The sequence below is a fragment of the Photorhabdus khanii NC19 genome, assembly GCF_000517265.1.
In the GTDB taxonomy this organism is placed as follows: Bacteria; Pseudomonadota; Gammaproteobacteria; order Enterobacterales; family Enterobacteriaceae; genus Photorhabdus; species Photorhabdus khanii.
Genome location: NZ_AYSJ01000006.1, coordinates 184,549 through 206,579 on the forward strand (window position 1 = coordinate 184,549; position 22,031 = coordinate 206,579).

Annotated in this window: 16 protein-coding genes and 1 rRNA gene; 13 read left to right on the plus strand and 4 right to left on the minus strand. The window is 39.6% G+C overall.

Annotated elements, in window-relative coordinates:
• The first annotated feature begins 123 nt into the window (after nucleotides 1–123).
• The 13 genes from PTE_RS07745 (at nucleotide 124) to PTE_RS23500 (ending at nucleotide 17,592) form a co-directional block, all read left to right on the plus strand.
• Nucleotides 124–1,317 carry a benzoate/H(+) symporter BenE family transporter gene (locus PTE_RS07745; protein WP_036844682.1) on the plus strand — a complete coding sequence of 398 codons (1,194 nt, stop codon included), beginning with the start codon at nucleotides 124–126 and terminating at the stop codon, nucleotides 1,315–1,317.
• A gap of 147 nt (nucleotides 1,318–1,464) precedes the next feature.
• A complete protein-coding gene (locus PTE_RS07750) occupies nucleotides 1,465–2,451 on the plus strand; it encodes a hypothetical protein (protein WP_036844685.1) in 987 nt (328 codons plus the stop codon).
• Nucleotides 2,451–3,596, plus strand: a complete 1,146-nt coding sequence (locus tag PTE_RS07755) for a BamA/TamA family outer membrane protein (RefSeq protein WP_036844688.1) — start codon at nucleotides 2,451–2,453, stop codon at nucleotides 3,594–3,596. The genes PTE_RS07750 and PTE_RS07755 overlap by 1 nt, the downstream gene beginning before the upstream one ends.
• On the plus strand, nucleotides 3,593–4,705 hold the full coding sequence (locus PTE_RS07760) for a DUF4056 domain-containing protein (RefSeq protein ID WP_036844691.1): 1,113 nt from the start codon (nucleotides 3,593–3,595) through the stop codon (nucleotides 4,703–4,705). Before PTE_RS07755 ends, PTE_RS07760 begins: the two co-directional genes overlap by 4 nt.
• An 815-nt stretch (nucleotides 4,706–5,520) precedes the next feature.
• Nucleotides 5,521–6,099 (plus strand): fimbrial protein, encoded by a 579-nt coding sequence (locus PTE_RS07765; RefSeq protein WP_036844694.1) that lies wholly within the window; start codon nucleotides 5,521–5,523, stop codon nucleotides 6,097–6,099.
• Between the two features lie 67 nt (nucleotides 6,100–6,166).
• A complete protein-coding gene (locus PTE_RS07770) occupies nucleotides 6,167–6,865 on the plus strand; it encodes a fimbrial biogenesis chaperone (RefSeq protein WP_036844696.1) in 699 nt (232 codons plus the stop codon).
• Between the two features lie 25 nt (nucleotides 6,866–6,890).
• Nucleotides 6,891–9,365 (plus strand): fimbria/pilus outer membrane usher protein, encoded by a 2,475-nt coding sequence (locus PTE_RS07775; protein WP_036844698.1) that lies wholly within the window; start codon nucleotides 6,891–6,893, stop codon nucleotides 9,363–9,365.
• 11 nt (nucleotides 9,366–9,376) lie between these two features.
• The gene (locus tag PTE_RS07780; protein ID WP_036844700.1) at nucleotides 9,377–10,456 is read left to right on the plus strand and encodes a fimbrial protein; all 1,080 of its coding nucleotides are present in this window, start codon (nucleotides 9,377–9,379) and stop codon (nucleotides 10,454–10,456) included.
• Nucleotides 10,457–11,732: 1,276 nt separating this feature from the next.
• The gene (locus PTE_RS07790; RefSeq protein WP_036844706.1) at nucleotides 11,733–12,521 is read left to right on the plus strand and encodes a protein bax; all 789 of its coding nucleotides are present in this window, start codon (nucleotides 11,733–11,735) and stop codon (nucleotides 12,519–12,521) included.
• A gap of 195 nt (nucleotides 12,522–12,716) precedes the next feature.
• On the plus strand, nucleotides 12,717–14,129 hold the full coding sequence (locus PTE_RS07795; protein ID WP_036844781.1) for an MBOAT family O-acyltransferase: 1,413 nt from the start codon (nucleotides 12,717–12,719) through the stop codon (nucleotides 14,127–14,129).
• A complete protein-coding gene (locus tag PTE_RS07800) occupies nucleotides 14,116–15,252 on the plus strand; it encodes an SGNH/GDSL hydrolase family protein (protein WP_036844709.1) in 1,137 nt (378 codons plus the stop codon). Before PTE_RS07795 ends, PTE_RS07800 begins: the two co-directional genes overlap by 14 nt.
• Nucleotides 15,239–16,459 (plus strand): SGNH/GDSL hydrolase family protein, encoded by a 1,221-nt coding sequence (locus PTE_RS07805; protein ID WP_036844712.1) that lies wholly within the window; start codon nucleotides 15,239–15,241, stop codon nucleotides 16,457–16,459. The genes PTE_RS07800 and PTE_RS07805 overlap by 14 nt, the downstream gene beginning before the upstream one ends.
• A 338-nt stretch (nucleotides 16,460–16,797) precedes the next feature.
• Nucleotides 16,798–17,592 carry a GNAT family N-acetyltransferase gene (locus PTE_RS23500; RefSeq protein ID WP_274534111.1) on the plus strand — a complete coding sequence of 265 codons (795 nt, stop codon included), beginning with the start codon at nucleotides 16,798–16,800 and terminating at the stop codon, nucleotides 17,590–17,592.
• A 116-nt stretch (nucleotides 17,593–17,708) separates the two neighbouring features.
• Here the strand turns inward: PTE_RS23500 and gntU are convergent, their stop codons facing one another.
• The 4 genes from gntU to rrf form a co-directional block, all read right to left on the minus strand.
• Complete coding sequence (gntU, locus tag PTE_RS07810; RefSeq protein ID WP_036844715.1) at nucleotides 17,709–19,046, minus strand: gluconate transporter; 1,338 nt, start codon at nucleotides 19,044–19,046, stop codon at nucleotides 17,709–17,711.
• Nucleotides 19,046–19,585 (minus strand): gluconokinase, encoded by a 540-nt coding sequence (gene gntK, locus PTE_RS07815; protein ID WP_036844718.1) that lies wholly within the window; start codon nucleotides 19,583–19,585, stop codon nucleotides 19,046–19,048. The genes gntU and gntK overlap by 1 nt, the downstream gene beginning before the upstream one ends.
• 167 nt (nucleotides 19,586–19,752) lie before the next feature.
• Entirely contained in the window at nucleotides 19,753–20,748 is a 996-nt protein-coding gene (gene gntR, locus PTE_RS07820) for a gluconate operon transcriptional repressor GntR (protein ID WP_023045065.1), read from the minus strand.
• A gap of 1,156 nt (nucleotides 20,749–21,904) precedes the next feature.
• Nucleotides 21,905–22,020 (minus strand): 5S ribosomal RNA (rrf, locus tag PTE_RS07825).
• Nucleotides 22,021–22,031 lie beyond the last annotated feature (11 nt).

Below are 22,031 nucleotides of genomic sequence, written 5' to 3' on the forward strand. Positions count from 1 at the left end.
ATCGTCGTAATCCAAGTTTGTACCAACAAGTTCACGATAGATAAATTTGTTCTACGCTGATAGTTAGCTAAATTATAGACAAATTCAGATTCTTTTAACCAAAATAATTTAAATGGAGACCACATGCGCCATGCAATTTCCCTGCGTGACCTCTCTTTTCCGGCAATCATCGCCGGATTTGTCGCTGTTCTGGTTGGGTATACCAGCTCGGCGGCAATTATCTTTCAAGCAGCAGAAGCCGCCGGAGCCACAACCATGCAGATCGGTGGCTGGCTGAGTATGCTGGGGCTAGGGATGGGCATCAGTTCTCTGGGGCTATCGCTTTATTACCGAACGCCGGTCCTTACGGCATGGTCAACACCAGGCGCAGCGCTGCTGGCGACAACCATGCCAGGAACATCAATCAATGAAGCCATTGGTATATTTATCTTTGCTTCTGCCCTGATCTTGTTATGTGGCATTACCGGCCTGTTCGCACGATTGATGAACTATATTCCACAGGCGCTTTCCGCAGCAATGCTGGCTGGAATTCTGTTACGTTTTGGCCTTGACGCCTTTTCCTCGTTTTCAATCAATTTTGTACTGACTGCTGGAATGTGTCTGACTTATCTGCTGGCACGCAGATATTTATCCCGCTATGCCATTATTTTTACACTGTTATCAGGGCTAATTATCGCCTCTTTACAGGGGGATATTCATTTTGAACAACAATCAACTGTCGCCTTTGCTATCCCTGAATTTATTGCACCTAGTTTCACACTCTCTTCATTATTAAGCATAGGCGTCCCATTTTTCATTGTCACGATGGCCTCTCAGAATGCGCCTGGCATCGCGACACTGAAAGCCGCAGGATATCAAGTCTCGGTTTCATCACTGATAAGCTGGACGGCGTTAATCGCACTTATCCTGTCACCTTTTGGTGGCTTTTCCGTCTGTATTGCCGCCATTACAGCCGCTATTTGTATGAGCCCGGAAATCCACACCGACCCTAATCGCCGTTATATGGCCGCTGCCGCTGCGGGGGTGTTTTACCTGATTGCAGGCCTGTTTGGTGGCTCAATCAGCATGTTATTCAGCGCACTGCCCACTGCTCTTATTCATACCATCGCCGGATTGGCTTTACTGGGAACAATTTCTGGCAGCCTGCTCCAGGCATTGCAGAATGAAAAACAGCGGGACGCTGCGGTAATTACATTTTTAATCACCGCTTCCGGCGTAACACTACTTGGCGTAGGCGCTGCATTCTGGGGATTAATCGGTGGTGTAATAACCATGATCCTTTTATCTTTGCCTGGAAAAAACAAGATAGCTCATTAAACATACAGTAAAATTATAATTTTCAGCACCTTATGATAATTATTATCCATAAAACTTGTGATAGCTTGCCAGTGCTTCTGTAATCTGAAAATTATGATGGGACATCAATAACCTTAATCTCTCTACTCGCAAACCGAGTTTTCTATTATGAAACTTTTTGATATTAGTAAGTTAGCTGTTATTTTATCATGTCTGGCAATCCCTTATAGCTATGCAGATGACCGCCCAATTCTTTCTCTTTCTGTCAGCCAGTCTGGTGGAAGTCAAATGACTGCTGATGGTAGTTTATCCAGAAAACCAAATAAGCAGGAATCACGTGTACTTCCTTTTTGGGGTGATGAGGCCAGAGCCAGAGGCTATGACTTACCGGAGCCTTTTGGCGCTAGTTACGGTTATATGAATATGCGACAGAATATCGTCGTAGACGAGATTAAAATTATTATACCGAACACCCCTGGATTTGAAGATTCACTGGGTATTCAAACAGGCAAAACCAGAGAAAAGAATGAATCGCATATGCTCAAGCTGGATACTTGGGTTCTGCCTTTTCTGAATGTTTATGGCGTTTATGGTTGGACAAAGGGCACATCGAAGACCAACATCGAGGGAATCAGCTTTATGGGTACTACTGTGCCTGGAATGAAAGATATTCCCTTCGCACTGGATTTTAAAGGTAAAACCTATGGCGCCGGTTTTACTCTGGCCGGGGGTTACGATCAATTCTTTGGTACCCTTGATACCAACTATACCTACACTAATTTAGATATCCTTGATGGTAAAATCAGTGCTTTGGTTGTCACACCGCGTATTGGTTATGAGTTTACATTCCAGCCAATCATCCCCGGACAGGGAAATACCAAATTGCAGGTATGGACCGGCGGTATGTACCAGAGAATTACTCAGGAATTTGAAGGCAATATTAGTAATCTGAATTTACCCCCCATGTTTGACAAATTGGTAAGTGCATTCGATGATTACGATAGTATGAAATTCAAAGTAAAACAGCATGTTGCTTCCCGCTGGAATAATACCGTTGGGGCAAGGCTGGAAGTCACGCGCAATTTCAATCTACTGACTGAAGTTGGCTTTAACAAACGTAATAGCTTCTATATTTCAGGTGAGTTCCGCTTTTAATGAAAATCCGCTGTACTCTATATGGGCTGGCTTTAGCCAGCTTTTTTATTTCTGATTTCTCATATGGTCAATTACCACTTAGCAGGGAAAAAATCGACGGCTGGCTGGAAAAATTAGGGGGCAGTAATACCTATGACAACAGTAAAACCATTGACTGGGGCATTTTGCCCGGTCCTTTTTATACCCCTGAATTAGGCGCTGGCATCGGTGTTGCCGTAGTTGGGCTTTACCGGCCAGATGATCACGACCATACCAGCCAAATCTCTTCCCTTTCCCTGAATGGATTTGCCTCTTCAACAGGTGCTTTTGGGTTCACATTTGATAACTACAGTTTTTTTGCTGATGATCAATGGCGTTTTTTCCTTTCCGGCACACTGAATAACGTTCCCACCTATTACTGGGGAAGCGGATATGACGCGGGTAAGGTAGATGATAATAAAGAAAAATACCGATCACAGGAATTGCGCCTGCAACCCAGAGTTCTCTATCAGGTTGCTGATTCCACCTATCTGGGCGCTGGCTGGGATTTTTCATCGCTATACGCTAAAGATCCCGATAAAGGCGCGAAAAAACTGTTCGCCGCAGAAAAGGACGGACAATCCATATTAAGTTCAGGTATCAGTGCCTATTTCAGTTATGATACACGGGATTTTCTACCTAACGCTCATCGGGGACAAGTTCTTGATCTTACTTACACCCATTTTTCCCCGACATTAGGCAGTGACCGCCGGTTTAACACCGTAGATATGCAATACAGCATCTATTACCAATTAAATGAAAAATCGGTACTGGCATTCGATAGTCATGGCCGTTTCGCTGATGGTCAGGTACCGTGGAATATGCTGTCGATGCTGGGAAGCAGTAACCGGATGCGCGGATATTATGAAGGCAGATATCGGGACAAAAATGTTATCAGCACCCAACTGGAATACCGACACAAACTAGACTGGCGACACGGATTTGTCTTGTGGGCAGGGGCCGGCACCATGAGCCATCAGGCCGAAGATATTGGCTCAGGAAACTGGCTCCCCACCGTTGGCGCAGGATATCGTTTTGAATTTAAACCAAAAATGAATGTAAGACTGGACTTTGGTATCGGTAAAAAAAGCAACGGATTTTATTTTCAGGTGGGAGAGGCTTTTTGAAATTGCGTTTATGGATTGCCGCTCTAACTTTAGTTGCAGGATGTCAGGGAACTTTTTCACCAATTGTACCAATACAACCTGATCTAAATAGTGAAACAACCGCCGAAGCAACCCGTGCATGGCCTGCTCTTGATCCAATCCGCTCTCCCGAAGGATTAAGGGCCTGCTGTGCTTTTGGTTATGATTTAAAAACACAATTACTGGCTATTCCAGTCCCTTTTTATCAAATAGCTAATGTGCTGGATGCCGATGATCTTGGCGAACATCGCTATAACAACAGTTTTTTTGGTACCGTTGCTTCATTAACAGGAATCAGTAATGAAAAAGTAGGGATAATATATACTCGCAGAGGTGGATTCATTGATATTTCCCATGTGCGGGATACGGCTGATAATGCAGTTTTTCTGTTCAGTCAAATTTGGCCTCGTCTTGGGGAAGAGTGGAAAATAGAATTAGGCAACGAATTAGCATCACGCCGCATCCAGTTTTATCAATTCACGCCACCAGCGGCGATAGAACAACGTTATACCCTAAGTGCTTATCTGGCGGTAAAACTGGCTTTTGAACTTGCCGCATGGCATGAAATTGCCCAATGGTATGGTTATCAATCTGTACCGGGGTTTTCTGAAAAAGTCTCTGCGTTTTCTCCTGAAGATCTCTACTCTAATTTGCTGGGAGCGCGTCTTTCCCTTTCATTGATATTGTCAGGACAAGTGCCTTCCATGAAGCAATACCGCTTATCAATGCAAGCTATTCTGCCGCCTGCACTGAATGAACTGGAAGCCCTATCCTCTGATGAAACCCGGAAAATGTTTGAACAGATCGATGGTATCTGGTGGGACAGTAAACGTCGTGTGCCTGATAAGCGCTTAGTTCTTCAACGTGATTATCATACTCACAGCGATCGTACACCTAATATGGTGCCGACAGAGCAGCAGCATCCACTCAGGCTTACTTTGCCACAACAATATTCTGGCTACACATTATCTGAATTGGCTGAATTACAATTGTGGCCCAGCCATCAAATGAAAGAGCTTCCAGTACCAGAACACTACTGGACTGCTCTTGATTTCCCACAATTAGCAGAAAAAGCGAAAGAGCAGCAATAGAGTCATTGACTCATCTATTTCTATTGACTGCTCCTCTTCACAGCGAGGAAAAAATCTTAGATTACTATTTCTCAAATAATAATCCCATTTAACTATAATTGATTATTACTTATCATTCTCATAATGTCACATCACAATATAAAATTAACATCATCTATAATAAAACCAAACTATGCCAATCACAGTCAACGAAAAAAACCCACATTACCAAGACATTATTTCACAGGATACAAAAACCGTATTAAAACATTTACAAAGATAAAAAACCAATAACCAGCTGATATAAAATAATTAATATTAAGCAACATTTAAAAAATAAATAAAAAAATCACAAAAACATTAGTCAACAAAACAACTATTAACAGAAATAAAATTCAAAAACAACACAAAAATCAGATATTAATTCTTTTTTAATACCAAGATTAGAGTATTTTCGCTATATTAATAATGAAAACAGACATTTATTCTTAATTTAGTTTAAATAATGCAAATACCTTCTTAAATAAGTTCAACCTGTCTATAATGTATACTTCTAAGTTATAAATATGTATGAACAATATCAGCCTCATCTAAGTAGATAAAATAAGAACTTACATTAAAAAAATTAAATTTATTTAAGCTGGCTTAAGTTACTAGATTATTTTCAACCATATAATATGTTGATTTATATTTTAAGCTCATAAAATAAATCTTATTCTACAGATAGATACAGGTATTATTTTTAAATCTTTCTAATGTATTAGGGGATTCAGGGCCCCTATCTTCACCCCCCTGATAAGATCAATTAAAGATGTCCCTACTCCTGGAGAGGAAAAATGAATAAACTAGCATTATCCACTGCCGCCGCTCTTATTTTTACAGGCTCTGCTATTGCGGCTGATAATTCCGCCGGTGGTACATTACATTTCTCAGGTGCAGTTACTGACGCCACTTGTACTATTAACGGTGGTGCCGCAGCTAATCTGACGATAGTATTGGAACCTATCTCAATCACCCAAGCCGGACAAAAGGAAGGCTTGATCGATTTTGGTAAAAAAGCGTTTTCACTGGAATTTTCTAACTGCCAGTCCAAAGCAGTCGGTTTCGACCCAGCAACCTCCATGTTGAAAATCCACTTCTCATCAGCGCACTCCATTGCTAACGATGGTAAATATCTGATGAACCAGGAACTGAATGCAAATGGTAAACCTAAAAACGTAGGTATCGCTATTGTTAAATATGCAGAAGAAAATACCCCGCTCATGCTAAATAAAGCTTTTGATACGGGAATTAAAGGCTCTACTCCAGCACCTGAAGTTATCGATTTCTATGCGAAATATTATAAAGTAGGTATTGCTGATGCGGAACCAGGTAAAGTAATAACAATGGTAACTTATCACGTTGCTTACTTATAAGCATTTACTACAACAGATAAAGCCTATTTATCCAAATAGGCTTCTTTACTTTGAAAAAAATAACGTTATGAAGAAATTATTCCTAGCTACATTATTCTCGGTAACAGCTTTATCTGCACATGCCAACATCGTTATTAATACAACACGGGTTATTTATCCAGCCGATAATAAAGAAGTATCCGTTCAATTATTAAATACGGGCGATCAACCCTCTCTGGTACAATCCTGGATAGATGATGGCGATCCTAATTCAACACCTGAAACAGCTAAAGTTCCCTTTCTGCTGACTCCCCCAGTAGTTAAAGTTGACGGCAATAACGGCCAGCAACTGAGAATAAAACACACTAATAGCAACCTACCTACTGATCGTGAATCACTGTTTTATTTAAATGTTATGGATATTCCACCCATTGCAGAAAATAGTACCGATAAAAACGTCATGCAGATTGCTATTCGTACCCGGATCAAATTTTTCTACCGGCCTGAAAAGCTCTCTATTTCACCTAAGCAGATCGGACAGCATATTGCATTAAAACGTGATGGCAACCAACTAAAATTGGAGAATTCATCACCCTATATCCTGAATATCGTCGGTCTTAAATCTTCCAATGCTCAACCTAACTTATTAAACGAGGGAACCATCATCAAACCGTTCTCTTCTCATTCATTCAGTACCAATGAAAAAGTAAAAGCGGGAGACAAATTAACTCTAGCTATTGTTGATGATTTTGGTGCTATAAATAAATTAACTTTACCACTTCAATAATGATATTACTGGCATAGCATAAAACATGATACGAGAAAAAGTTAGCCCGTTAACTCTGATAATAGCCACTATCCTGTATACAGATTGCTTATGTTATGCCGCAACATTTAATACTGATTTTCTGGCCGGCGAATCTGCAAAAGCGGATTTATCTCGATTTTCGTCTACTTCAGAATTACCCGCCGGCCGCTACGATATTAATATATACCTGAATAATGACTGGAAAGGTCGATTTGATATTAATATCCAGAACGATGGCAAAGACATCTACTTATTAACCGAAGATCTACCAAGACTGGGGATAAAAATTGATACAAATCAACTACCAGCAGAAAATTTATCCAAAGGTGAAACTCTTCTGGCTAAAGTAATACATGAGGGAACCGCTAATCTTGATGTTCCTAAACTCAGCCTGCATCTGGTCGTTCCTCAGGCTTATATTAAACATGAACTGAAAGGCTATATCGATCCTGCCTTCTGGGACAGAGGAATTCCAGGCGCTATGCTTTCCTATAATGCCAACTATTACCATACTCAAAACAGAAATAAACAGAGCAGTAACTATGAGAATGAAGATAATGCTTACGTGTCACTTAATAGCGGTTTGAACCTGTTTGGCTGGCAATTACGTGATCAATCCTCTTATTACTATACACGTTCAAGTGGCAATAAATGGAGTAATAATACCCGTTATTTGCAACGGGGCATTTCATCAATTAACGCAGAACTTCGCGTTGGTGATAGCTATACATCAAGTGATCTGTTCGATTCTTTCCGTTTCCGGGGTATCAACCTGAAAACAGATATGCGCATGTACCCTGATGCCTGGCAAGGGTTTTCCCCTATCGTCCGGGGAGTTGCACAAACTAACGCTCTGGTAAAAATCTCCCAGAATAATGTTGTTATTTATCAGGGCAATGTACCACCAGGACCTTTTGCCATTGATACTATTTTACCAACAGGTTCGGGTGGAGATTTATTTGTCGAAGTCACAGAAGCGACAGGACGTACCAACAGCTTTACTGTTCCCTTTGCATCTGTTCCTAATATGATGAAAGAAGGTCTTGGCAAATACGATATCAGTGCAGGTAAAACACACATTGCCAACAGTCGTTATAAACCAAACTTTTTCCAAGCCAGCTATCAATATGGCTTTAATAATGTCCTGACGGGTTATACAGGTACCATCATCAGTAAAGATTATTACTCATTACTGTTAGGCAGTGGCTTTAACCTACCAATTGGCGCTATCTCACTTGATATTTCACGATCCAGTGCCAAATTTGATAACAACCCAACAATGAAAGGCCAGAGCTACAAAATGTCTTATAGCCGCTATATTCCACAAACAGGAACGAACTTCTCTCTGGCGGCTTATCGCTATTCAACTAAAAACTACCTGAACCTGCTCGATGCCATTAATCTACATGACAGGATGAGCAACGGATATAACCGACAATACTATTCTCACCAGAAAAACACCTTCAATATCAATTTGAACCAGAGTCTTGGTAACAGTGCGGGTTCACTTTTTCTTTCAGGGACATTCCGTGATTATTGGGGAACAAAGAACAAAAACAGAGAGTATCAAATGGGGTATTCCAACAATCTGGGTAAAATCAATTATACCCTGACGGCAAGCCGTGTCCGATACAATATCAATGAAACAGAAAACAAAGAGGAGCAGCGCTATTATCTGACACTCTCTATTCCTTTTGAGCTGTTTGATTCCCCAGCCTATCTGACGAGTAATGTCTCAATCAATGACAAGCATTACAACAACAGTGATTTGGGATTAAGTGGCAGCGCAGACCAGAACAACCGCCTGAATTACCACTTCAACGTTTCAGATCAGAAAAGTGGTTCCACAACAACCAGTGCAAATCTGACCTATAAAACATCCGTTTCCACACTAAATAGCTCTTATAGCCAATCCAAGAGTTATCGCCAAATGGGGCTGGGTGCAACAGGCAGTTTAGTCGCTTATCGGGGTGGAATTCTGGCCGCTAACCAAGTAGGGGAAACCTTTGCAATCATTGACGCGCCAGGCACAATTAACGCTTCTGTGAATGGTGATAAAAGCATGGTAACCAATAACAGCGGTAAATTGCTGATACCTTATCTTTCTCCTTACCGTAAAAACGCCATCATGCTAGATACCAGTGAAGTGCCGGAAGGGGCGGCTGAACTTATCGGTAACATCAGAGACGTTGCGCCGTATTCCGGTGCCATTGCTCATCTCGGATTTAAAACAGACCAGCGGAAAATTTTTATTTTCTACGCCACTCAAGCCAATGGTAAACCTCTACCTTTTGGTACTGAAATTGTCGATTCAGAAGGTCACAGCCTGGGATATGTTGGTCAGGGCAGTATGGTTTTCCTGCGAGTAGAGAAATTACCACAGCAAATTTATGTCCGTATCGGTCAGTCAGGCGAAAAAAGCTGCATAATAAACGATCCACAGCCTGAAATGGACTCAACCGCCAATATTTGCCGTTAAGGGAGAAAATCATGAAACTTAAGCTATTGTATCTGGCGGCTTTAATCAGTCTGAGTGGCAGCAGTATCGCTTATGCAGACTGTAAACCCAATCATGCGATAACCGCACCGGCAATCACAATTAATATGACAGATAATCTCTATCTGAACAGTAATGAAACTTGGCTATTGAACACCCGGTATTCCGGCTATTTTACATGCACCAGAAACGCATTGTGGAAACAAAACTCTGTTGCTAATGGCTCTCCTTTTACCAGAAACAAAGTTGTTTTGGGATTCAATGGTGGTAAAGATTATGTAGAAGTGACTATCACAAATCTTTCTCCCAGCGGCACTATTAGTCTGGGAAACAGTAATACAACCTATCCAGCCAGCACATTACAAGCCCAATTTACGCTTAATGTTAAGCTACTGAATGGCAGACCTGGAGGTAATAACATTCACGTCTTTTCCGGCAATAATGCAACATTAAAAACAGCTGTTATTGCGATGGACACTACTAATCTAGGGATCCTTGACGCTATTGTTCGTTTTGCTACAGATTTCCTGACTTTTATTCTCACCTGGGTGTGGCCAACTCATTCTGAGGATATCTATTACCAACCGATCACCATGACTTTTGATCGTAAAGAGACAACTTGTAACTTCTCAAATGCGGGATTAACAGTGAATCTGCCAAAAGTTAACCGCGCTACACTGCTTAACGGAACAAATAGAGGAGAAACACCTTTTACACTCAACTTTGCATGTGATTATCTCAAAAATGGTAAAACTTCACGTTCAGTTAAAGCCTACCTAAGCAGTAATAATTTACTACCAAACGACAACCAAACGTTAATTGATAGCAAAGCAGATGCCGCTAAAGGCGTTGGTATCCGTGTCTCTCAACAAGGTAATTCAACACCCATAACTTTCAGCGCTTCACCGTCTTCCTCTCGCGGAGCAACACCGCTATTCAGCAAAAATGCCGACAACGTTATCGATAAACACTTTACAATCGATTTTAATGCCTACTACTACGTTTATGATCCCCAAAACATCATAGCAGGGGAATTGAAAGCAACTTCTGTTCTGAATTTTGAATACAATTAACCAGGAGGCAAAGGAAATGTTCCCTATTTCTCGCTGTCTAACCAAAAATTTATGTTTCAATAAGTAACAATGTGTAACAAAGTGTTTCTGCAAGAAAATCCATTTACATTTACAACTTACTTGAAACTTATGTAAGGTAATGATAATTCTAATATTAAATAATCAAGCATACTCGCTTAATTTCCTAATAAAATGGTACGATTATCTGAAAAATAGAAAAAAACACATCATCATTACCAATAGTATAAAAAAACAATACAAAATCTATGTTTTACATTTTTATTTAAAATATAAAAAATTCATAACAACCATTACATTTAAATATATAAAAAGGATAATAATCAGGTAGAAAAACAATATGGATAATAATGAAAAAACATAAAATAAAAATTTATCGCAACATATTAAAATATATAATAATTGGTTAAAAATCAACAATATAAATAAAAGATAAATAAGTAAAAAAACAAGTTATTAGACGTTAATATATTTATATGCAATACAAGAATATAACAAACATAACTTACTCGATCACAAATCAAATATAATTCAAATTCAAAAAAACACTGCTAATATAAAAACCAAGAGATAGTTATTTATATTATAAAAAAATAAATTATTTAAAAACTATTATTTTTATATACATATATATTACTGTGTTATTATAACATCTACCAAAATAGATAATTGTAACACATTGTTACTTATTTTAACTTAACATTTAGAACCATATCGAATATCCTGAACTGAGCCAAGCCAACGATAATGGGCATATTATAAAATCAACTCAAATATGACAGATACAGCTCAATTTTAACTCACAGAGTAAAAACCATATCGGTAACAGGTTACCTTTTTATGAAAATGATACTTATTCTTATAGCGGCAATATTAATATCCATTAGTTTATTGCTCGCTGCGGTGTTTTTACGATTAGCAGTACTATAAATAAATGGCTCGAACTGAGTTCAATAATTTTGGATACTCGACACGCTGGTTTACAGATCATTTTTCTTTTGGAAAAAACCTCGCAGGCGTGAAATGAACAAAACAATCATTATCATACCTAATGAATAGCCTAATCCAGGAAAGCAACGTTTTATACAAAAATGATACTTAACCATCTATAAATTAATAAAAAACTATAGAGTAAATTCACAAAATAACAATTTTAATTACAGAAAATATATTTATGAATGACCAATAACTCTGGCTATGCTGGATTTATTTTGCTAGCATTAGTCTGTTTTTTATTCAGAGCAAACGAGGAAAAGCAATGCCCTCTCAAACGACGAGGACAACTGCCATCTTCGCTTTCTTTATTTCACTATTGTTTTCCGCTTTTAGTCACGCATCAACCAGCACCACTAAAAGCATGGAGTATTCTCACAATGGCACACAAAGCAATTTGCCAGATTTGCGAAAATACCCTTCGGGCATCCCACGTAAGAAAGCGTTTTTAAATGTTGTTGTCCCTGTGATTGATAAACACAATCAACAAATTATGCAGGAACGGAAATGGCTGCTGGAACACCAGAAAGCCAAACATTGGTCCACTCAGGATATCAGGTTCCTGCAACGTATTTGCAAAAACTATAATGTGAGCTGTAGCATCTCGCCTAAAAAAGTTAACTGGAACAAGCTACTGAGCCGTGTTGACATTATCCCAACCCATTTTGTCGCAACTCAGGCTGCAACAGAATCTGGTTGGGGAACATCTAAACTTGCACAACAAAATAACAACTTGTTTGGTATGCGTTGCGGTAACAGCTGTAAGAGGGCCCAGGGTAAGATAAAAGGTTATTCGTCCTACCCGACTATCAATGATTCTGTCGAAGCTTATATGAGAAATATGAATACCCATAACGCTTATGAATCATTACGTGTTTCACGCGCTAAACAGAGAAACAGCCAGGAATCGCTGAATACCAGCAAACTGATTGATAATCTTGAAGGATATTCACAATTAGGTTCTACTTACAACAGCTATCTGCATAAAGTGTTTAACAGCAACAAAGGGCTTATTACTCAAGCACAAGAGTTCGCTAAAAACGACCATAACTAAGATGCTAAATAAGTATGAACCCGCATATATAGCCCCAACAACCAATATCATCCGCTTCATAACAAAGGCATGAAGCGGATGATTTTTTACGTTCACCAGCGTATCTTTCTCATTGATAGAATATTTAGATTAGATATTATAATATTGCTCATTATTACCCTTGTACTGCGACGAAATGATTAGCCAGAGTTTAATATGAATTTCTTTTCTTTTGAGTTTCTAGGGTCCTTTGTTGCCCTCTTTTTCTTGTATTGGATGCTACAAAAAAGTGCAAAAGCACAAAACTACTTGTTGATAATCGCAAGTTATCTGTTTGTCTTTTCTTTTAATCCACTTTTCGCCGGTATCTTATTTGGCTATACGCTATTTATCTATCTTTTAACAAACATAGCTGGCAAATTTCTATCCGACCGCATCACATTTACCATTCTGACGATAGGTATTCTGGGATGTTTCACCGCATTCAAGTATTACTCTTTCTTTCAAGAAAACCTGCAACAAGCATTTGCCACCTTTGGTTTATCCATAGATTTACCCATACTGACACTACTCCTGCCTTTGGGTTTATCTTTCTATGCATTTCATTCCGTCAGCTATGTCGTTTCTGTCACAAGAAAAGAAATCCCCCGGGCATCATTCCCTGATGTCGTTTTATATCTCTGCTTTTTTCCCAGTATTGTTGCCGGACCTATAAATCGAGCTAAAGATTTCTTACCTCAAATCCAGATTTCATCAAGAGTGATCATTGAACCATCAAGAGCAATGTTGCTGATTGCATTGGCAATAACCAAACTATTCCTGTTCAGCTCTTATCTATCCGAAAATTATGTAAACCCAGTTTTTGATGATCCTACCAGCTACAATGCAGGGCAAATCTTGGTTGGTATTTATGCCTATGCCTGGCATATCTATTTTAATTTTTCTGGCTATACCAATCTTGTTACCGGATTAGCGCTACTCCTCGGATTCAGAGTACCTGAAAACTTTAATGCCCCTTATCTGGCGGAAAACTTACAAGCCTTCTGGCGCCGTTGGCATATTAGTTTATCTGAATTTATCCGTGATTATGTCTATATTTCTTTTGGCGGTAATAAAAAGGGATTTATACGTAAAAATCTTAATTTGTTTGCCGCTATGGTCATCTCCGGTTTATGGCATGGCGCCGGAATTAACTTCATTATCTGGGGAACGATTCATGGATTAGGATTAATCATCCTCAATGTTAAATATCAGTTATTTTCTTCAAAAAACGAAAATACATCCAAAAATCCGGCAACCTCATTTTTGTCCAGAATTATCACCTTCCACTTTGTCTGTCTGGCATGGATTTTCTTCCGTTGCCCTACTCTGGATGATGCCCTGACATTATTAAATCAATTGATATCACCAGATTTATTTCACTCGATAATAGCCAGCGGTGGGTTGTTACTGATGTTCTGGGGACTCTTTATTATTTATCCGTGGCTGATTAATCTAAAAATAGCCGTTGGGAAAATTCATTCTCAGATTTCATGGATATACTACCCAATACCATTAGCAATTATTCTGACTTTAGTATTCATGCTTTCACCACAAGGAATGCCAGGATTCATCTATGCTAATTTCTGAATTCAAATCTAATTTAAAAACTGCCGGGCAAGCCATTTTTATCGTGGTATTAACGAGTCTACTGTTAATCTGGCTGAATCACCATTCACTGGATAGATTCTGGCAACAAAAATACCACCAGCAAAGCCCGTGGGCAGCCTTACAAGGTAATCCGCTCTGGGATTTAGGTGATAATCTGGAACAAGGTGTACTCGCGGCGGGAGAAACATTCATTTTACATACCACCGGCAATAACAGTGACAATCATCAGCAAACTCCCCTGGAAGCGAATATCACCCTTCCTGCGGGTTTTCAGATCGGGCTGAAGCTCTTGGGTGGTTATACCTCTCCTATGGCAAATCTTCCTGCCACTTTCCCTGAATTATTACAAAAATCTCCTTATGCTAATTCTATCGGTTCATCAGTGCTCCGCAATTCAGACAATAATGTTCATTCCAGTATAGTTATCGCCAAAACCAATGTGACGCTGACAGCCAAGGATAAAGTGCTTTTTGCCGGAGACTCAATGATGCAAGGCATTGCCCCGCATCTGAAACGTCGGCTCTATCAGGATTACGGTATTTCAAGTATTAATCTCAGCAAACAAAGTACCGGGCTTGCTTACCCCAGTTTTTTTAACTGGCCGGAAACTATCAATAAGGCACTGGAAGCTAATCACGATATCAAGCTGGTTGTTATTTTCCTGGGCCCAAATGACCCCTGGGATATGCCACCAAGACATGGAAGCACCTACCTGAAATTCGCGAGTCCTGATTGGGAAAACCTCTATCGCCAACGTATCGATATGATCCTTACCGAAACACATAACCACGGCGCTAATGTTATCTGGATTGGCCCTCCCAATATGCGACAGAAAAAACTCTCTGCTAATATGGAATATCTAAGATCATTGTATCAATCAGAAGTGGCGAAAGCCGGGGAAATCTACGTTTCTGTTAATGACATTTTTAAATACCATACGGATGATTATTCTGATTATATTGGCGATAATAGTAACAAAATTAAACTCAGAAGCGGTGATGGTATACATTTTAGTTTGAAAGGCCAGCAAACTATCTCGGACAATATATTCTCATTAATTGAATTTATTCAGGAACCAGCCAAACAAAATGGAAAGATTTAAACAATGCCGCCGGCGATATCACTCCACCGGCCTTGGTCTGGTCATCATACTCTCTTTAAGTTTGATATCATGCCATAAGCAAAGACCAGAGCCGTTGCCAACGCAACAGCCTGTAAACGCAAACCAGCAGTTAACAGACTTTGGTGAAGACAATCTCACCTTACTGGCAGATAAACTTCACAACAGCCGCCATAATCAACTGCATTTTGTTCAGATAGGTGACTCCCATACTGCCGCAGACTTTTTTACCGGCAAACTCCGGTCTCTATTACAACAACGTTTTGGTAATGCAGGTATTGGCTTTATCAGCCCAATAAATGTGCCCGGCCAACGTAACGCGATAATCAGCATGACAGGCAATCAACAGCAATGGGAACTAACGACCAGTCGCAAAGATAATCAGCCTGATTTCCCTCTCGGTGGTGCAATTGCAGAACCCGATAGCCAAACGAGTCAATTAACTTTAGAACTGTTTTCACCATCTCGTGATCGCTATCAACTTAAAACGTTATACCAGGCAACAGGTGATTCTCAAATTCTGGTTCAGTCTGCAACCAAGAGAATACTTAAATTACCGGTAACTCACGGTCAATGGCAATTTTCCACTGAAGAATCGGTCACATTCCCGGTTAATATTATAGCGATACAAAATAATCAGTTAAAATTAGGTGGCTGGTTTATCAAACGTAAACAGCCAGGTGTTATGTTGTCCGCTTTAGGTATTAATGGTGCAACTATTAGCATGATGGATAAGTGGCAGCCACAATGGATTAATACATTAGCGCAAATGTACCCGGATATGGTGATCCTCGCTTATGGCACCAATGAAGCATTTAATGATTCTCTAGACTTAGAGAGTTATCGCCAGCAACTGGAAAACAAGGTAAAACAGATTCGTCATCATTTACCAAAAGCAGTTATCCTTATTATCGGGCCAGGGGATTCCTTGAAAAACAGTCAAGCAGCAAGTTGTACAACACAACAACCAGCAATGTTGAATGACGTCATCCGTATTCAGCAGGAAGTCGCTCAGGAGCAGCACACACTATTCTGGAATTGGCGTGAATATATGGGTGGTGAGTGTTCAATTAGAAGCTGGGCGCAACAAGATCTTGCGCGCCCAGATTATGTTCACCTTTCAGCCATAGGCTATGAACGCAGTGCTGAAGCGCTATATCAGCAATTAATAAATATTCTCGATCAATAAGCAACGCGATGAAGCTTCGTTAGGAATAACGCTAAGTACCAATATTGTATTTAGTGCAAAAAAATCTTAGCGTTGTGAACGACAATATGAGCAAGCTCACAAGATATCAATTTAATTAAAGATAAATTATCTTTTTCACTATATTTAATGCAATGAAAAATAAGTTTATGCCATCTGTAACACATAGCGTTAAAAAGAGTATTTAAAATATGATTTTTTCAAAAAAATATCCTAAAGGTTCTATAAGAAGATTCATTTCCGGCTGGAAAGAATGTAGTTTTGAACGTTACCAGTAAGCCTATTCTCTTTATGGCGGTGGAATATCCACCCACCCTAATATTGTAAGTTTTTTAAACAAAAAATTTGGGAATAATTTTATCTTTTACGTTAAAGAAAACCCAACAATAGAAAACGTTATCGAAGGTGCATACTTTACATGCAAAGATCATCATCTGGCAGCAAGTCATCAAAAAGATTACCACTTCTTCACTTATGATGAAATTATCTTTCCTATCGCCAAACATCTAAAAACCCTAATCCCAGGGAAATCTAAAACCATCTCGCTCCTGCACAAAGAAAATTTTATCAACGTTTGTTATGGTCGGTTAAACAAACGAACAGTTTGTCTTGCTAAAGATAATTTTTCTTATAAAACAAGAAGAAATCGAAGTAATGAAATTAACAAATTTAAGCGTTCTGGCGGGGAAATACATCAAATTGACGATTTTACCTGTCAAGAGTTCGTCGATATTTACACTGCACTGTACGAAAAACGCTGGACATATAAAACGCACAATGAAGAAGAAAAAGAAAAATTAATTGAATTATATACCGAACTCAAACAACATCTGTACGGGAATGTATTAACTATCAATGGTGCCCCGGTAGCCTATGATCTAGTCATAAAAGCAGACAGTCCCCAATGGATTTCATTTGACGCAGTAGACGGCGGGCTCGATCCTGAATATTCCAATCTCAGTGTTGGCAGTATTTTAATGTGGTTAAATATTCAGAATGCTTCAGACCTCTGCCAGCAACATCAAAAAACTATGCGTTATTCTATTGGCAGACCTTCTCTTAGCTATAAAGATCGCTGGTGCAATCGTCATCCATTAGTAAGGAGCCTATTCTAGTTTCATCGATATCTTTACATAACTAACTTATATGGCCGTTTTCCTAGAAAACGGCATTAATTTAAGATCTTCATCTTCCCATCTTGTGACAGCATCTTAAAAACTCAGAAGAAACATTACATCATGGCAAAGAAAATCATCCCAACCGCAGCTCCCGTTATTCCAAGAATAGTTTCCATCATTGACCATGTTTTTAGTGTCTGAGATTCTGTCGCACCAGTAAATTTACCAAACAACCAGAAACCGGAATCATTAACATGGCTCAATACCAGAGATCCCCCCGCAATACAGATTGAAAGAGCTGCAAGTTGAGCTCCCGAATATCCCAATACATCAACAACCGGCAGGATCAAACCAACGGTTGTCAAGCAGGCAACAGTCGCAGACCCTTGAATAACACGCACGGTACCAGCAAGGATAAAACAGGCTAATGCAATTGGCAGGCCCGCGCCAATCAATGCGTTCCCCAACGCAGGACCAACCCCGGAATCCACCAACACTTGTTTGAATACACCACCGGCCCCGGTAACCAACAAAATAATTCCAGCAGGCTGAATAGCCGAAGAGCAGATATCCATCACTTTTTCTTTACTCATCCCACGGCGAATTGCCAGACCATAAATGGCAATAAGACAAGCAACCAGAATCGCAGAGAATGGATGACCGATGAATTCAAGCCACAAATACAATCCAGAACCTTGTTCAACAAAACGCTCACCAACAGCTTTTAATCCAACCAAAGCCAAAGGGAATAAAACCAGCAACAAGCTCAAACCAAAAGATGGCATCTTACCTTGACCAAGACTTGGTTCACTTATATCCGCGGGTAAATCCAAAGTAACATATTTACTGACAAAACTACCAAAGATTGGACCAGCCAGTAACATCCCAGGAATTGCTGCACTGATACCAATCAGGATCATCCAGCCAAAATCAGCATTCATCTGTGAAGCCAACAACATCGGAACTGGGCCAGGTAACAGAAACGCTGCGGCTGCCGCAACACCGGCAAACAAAGGAATAACCAGTTTCACTACGTTACCGCCAGTACGGCGCGCTACTGCAAACGCCACACCAATCAATAAAACAATCGCTACATCAAAAAACAGCGGCAAAGCACAAACCAGACCAGCGATCCCCAATGAATAATGCGCACGGCTTTCACCAAAACTATTTAATAATTTAATCGCAATCTGATCCAGCGCACCTGTTTCATGCAGCACCTTACCAAACATCGCTCCCAGTGCAACAACAATCGCCAGAAAGCCTAATGTTCCACCCATGCCTTCTTGCATTGTTTCGGTAATTTTATCCAATGGCATACCAGAAAAAACACCCGCCCCCATAGAAACCAGTATTAACGCAACAAAAGCGTGTATTCTGGCCTTCATCACCAGAAACAGTAGTAAAAGAACCGAGCCAACTGCTGTCAGCACTAAAGTCAAAGTACTCATTATTTTTCCCCTGAAATGACACTATTAATTATTCTTATTGAGTGATTAATCACTTCATCAAGAGACGATCTAATATCGATCAGATAAACATCCTTTTCATCACTACCCGGTTCTTCTAATGCCTCAAATTGAGATACCAACATTTTAGGTTTAAAGAAATGATCTTTACGTGCTTTCAACCGATTTTCAATTAAATCAAAGTCACCTTTCATATAAAGAAATGACAGATTCTTATTATTATCACGCAACATATCCCGGTAATGCTTTTTTAAAGCAGAACAAACAATCAGGGAAACCGGATTTGTGCGTTGCATAGCAAAAACCGCATCATTTAGTGATTTCAACCAAGGCTTACGATCTTCATCATTCAGTGCATGACCTTTAGCCATCTTATTAATGTTAGATCTTGGGTGTAAAAAATCACCATCCAAAAAAGCGGAGTCCAGTTTATAAGCCACAGCATTGGCAACAGCAGACTTACCACTGCCGGATACCCCCATAAGCACAAAAACATGATTCGAATGCTGGGTATCTCTCATATAAACTCCTTAGCGCAGATATTTCACCCACAAAATGTTACCGGTAACTGTTATCGGTAACATTATCAGAAGTAGAGGGAAATTTCGCAACAACACGGAATATTCAAGAAATGGAAATGTGATGTTTATCGCAAATGAATTCAAAAAATGTGAATCCAGTTGACCGATTAAATACTTTCTCCTAAGGATAACTGAAAACCGATATCGATCATTTTCTGTGGTAAATGTTCACCTTTCAGCCGTGCCATCAATAATCCAGCAGCCTTCCGTCCCATTAGGTCACGAGATGTCAACACACTGGCAAGTTTTGGTGTCATCACCTGACCAACATCGTGACCATGAAAACCCGCTATCGCAATATCATGCGGTACAGCTATCCCCTGACGTTGACACTCAAAAATTGCTCCGATAGCGAGGTCATCATTGGTACAAAACAGACCATCCACATCAGGATACTTTGTTCGTGCTTCATTCAGTAGTTTCCCCCCTAAGGTGTAAGAAGAGCTGTCAGGTGTCATTACCTTACCTGGCTTTAAACCTACGCTTTTCATTGCAGCTTCATAACCTTCCAGGCGAATAATGGTCCTTTCATCCTGCCTTGCTCCAAGATAAATCACCCGCTGGCAACCACGCTCAATCATTGCCGCAGTCATCTGTCGGGCTGCTTCAAAGTTATCAATACCGACTGCCGTGTCGATACAGGGAGAAACACAGTCCATCAGCTCAACGACAGGGATCCCTGCCGTTTCCAGCATCTTCAAAGTGCGCGGTGTGTGAGTACGTTCAGAAAGAATCAAGCCATCAATATTGTAGGAAAGCAGGGAAATTAAACGTTCCTCTTCCTTCTCTGAATGGTAACCATAGTGAGCCAGCATGGTTTGATAACCATTACGATCTGTCACATATTCGATACCACGGATAACTTCCGCAAAAACCTGGTTAGTTAAAGAAGGCAACAAAACACCGATAGCATGACTAGTAGAATTAGAAAGAATATCCGGAACTCGGTTCGGGATATAACCTAATTCATCCAAAGCATCAGCTATTTTCTTTCGCAATTGCTCAGAAACTTGATCGGGGTTACGCAAGAAACGACTCACTGTCATTTTTGTAACACCAACACGATCAGCCACATCTTGTAAAATAGGACGTTTTTTCTTCATATTTCAATACAATACAAAATTAGTAAAAAAATTTAGGATAATAAACACAGCGCTATGACATATTTATACACTATCAGAACACGCTTTTTTTGAGTTTAGTCTGGTAGTGGAACAGTGATCCCGATTTATTATCTATTCAGACTTTGGTAGGACAATTTTCATTCAATATATATTGTAAAATACAACGATAACATTTATCTACAATTCCAGCAAAAATGTAAAATTTAACAGGCAATGTTTTCTATGGTATTTGTCGGTTAACCTCAGATAAGATTGAAGTTCTAATCTACTGATTAATCTGCTGTTACTGACATTATCTCCCAGAAAAGCACCATTATGGGGACTAATACGAGAACGGTAACAACATAAAATGCAAGAGAAACGATACAGCCATTTACTGCAATGATTATAATCAGTATGCTTTAACCGGCAAATATAATTGAATAGTGACGGATTCCTATTTTCTATGCCTAATTACCGTCATTTACCAGCATTAAAAAGAGCATTCAACCCCAAATATCGGTCAGTACTAATACAACTGTATTTCTAAATACTATTCTAACTAATCATACTAATGATAATATTTTACATAACCATAATAATGGCAAGGCTGATATATTCCAGTTTTGGTTGTGATGTAAATGGAAAAATAAGTAATTAATTATCGCCTGGGGCTGATTGTAATTATATTCATAACGATATAAAGATGGAACGTTATTAGATTATATAAACATAATGCATACATGATTCCTACTACATGAGTAAACCAGGCAGCTAACGAAAGAGGTTCAGAGCAAAAGTTATAACCGTAACAATGAAAAGGTAAAAATTTCTGGTTATTCTAAAGCAGATATTCGGGCTCACTATTTGTATATAAGCTAGACTTATGAATATTTTGGAAGATTTCCATCATAACAAGCTGAACTTAAAATATCGTGACTCATCTTCTTTTCTATCCGCTTTAAAAAGCTGTTTAAGTTATTTTTTATGTCGGCTACTGCTATAGCGTATTTTGATTATTCACAGATTGATGAACCAACGGTGTGTTTCTTAAAGTAGATAGGCATCAGGCGAAGCAGGTCAATCAATCAATAAAACCATCTCCCAAAAACGCAAAAACCCCCAGCTTATGCTGAGGGTATTCACTAGATATAAAGCCTGGCAGTTCCCTACTCTCACATGGGGAGACCCCACACTACCATCGGCGCTACGGCGTTTCACTGCTGAGTTCGGCATGGGGTCAGGTGGGACCACCGCGCTATCGCCGCCAGGCAAATTCATTT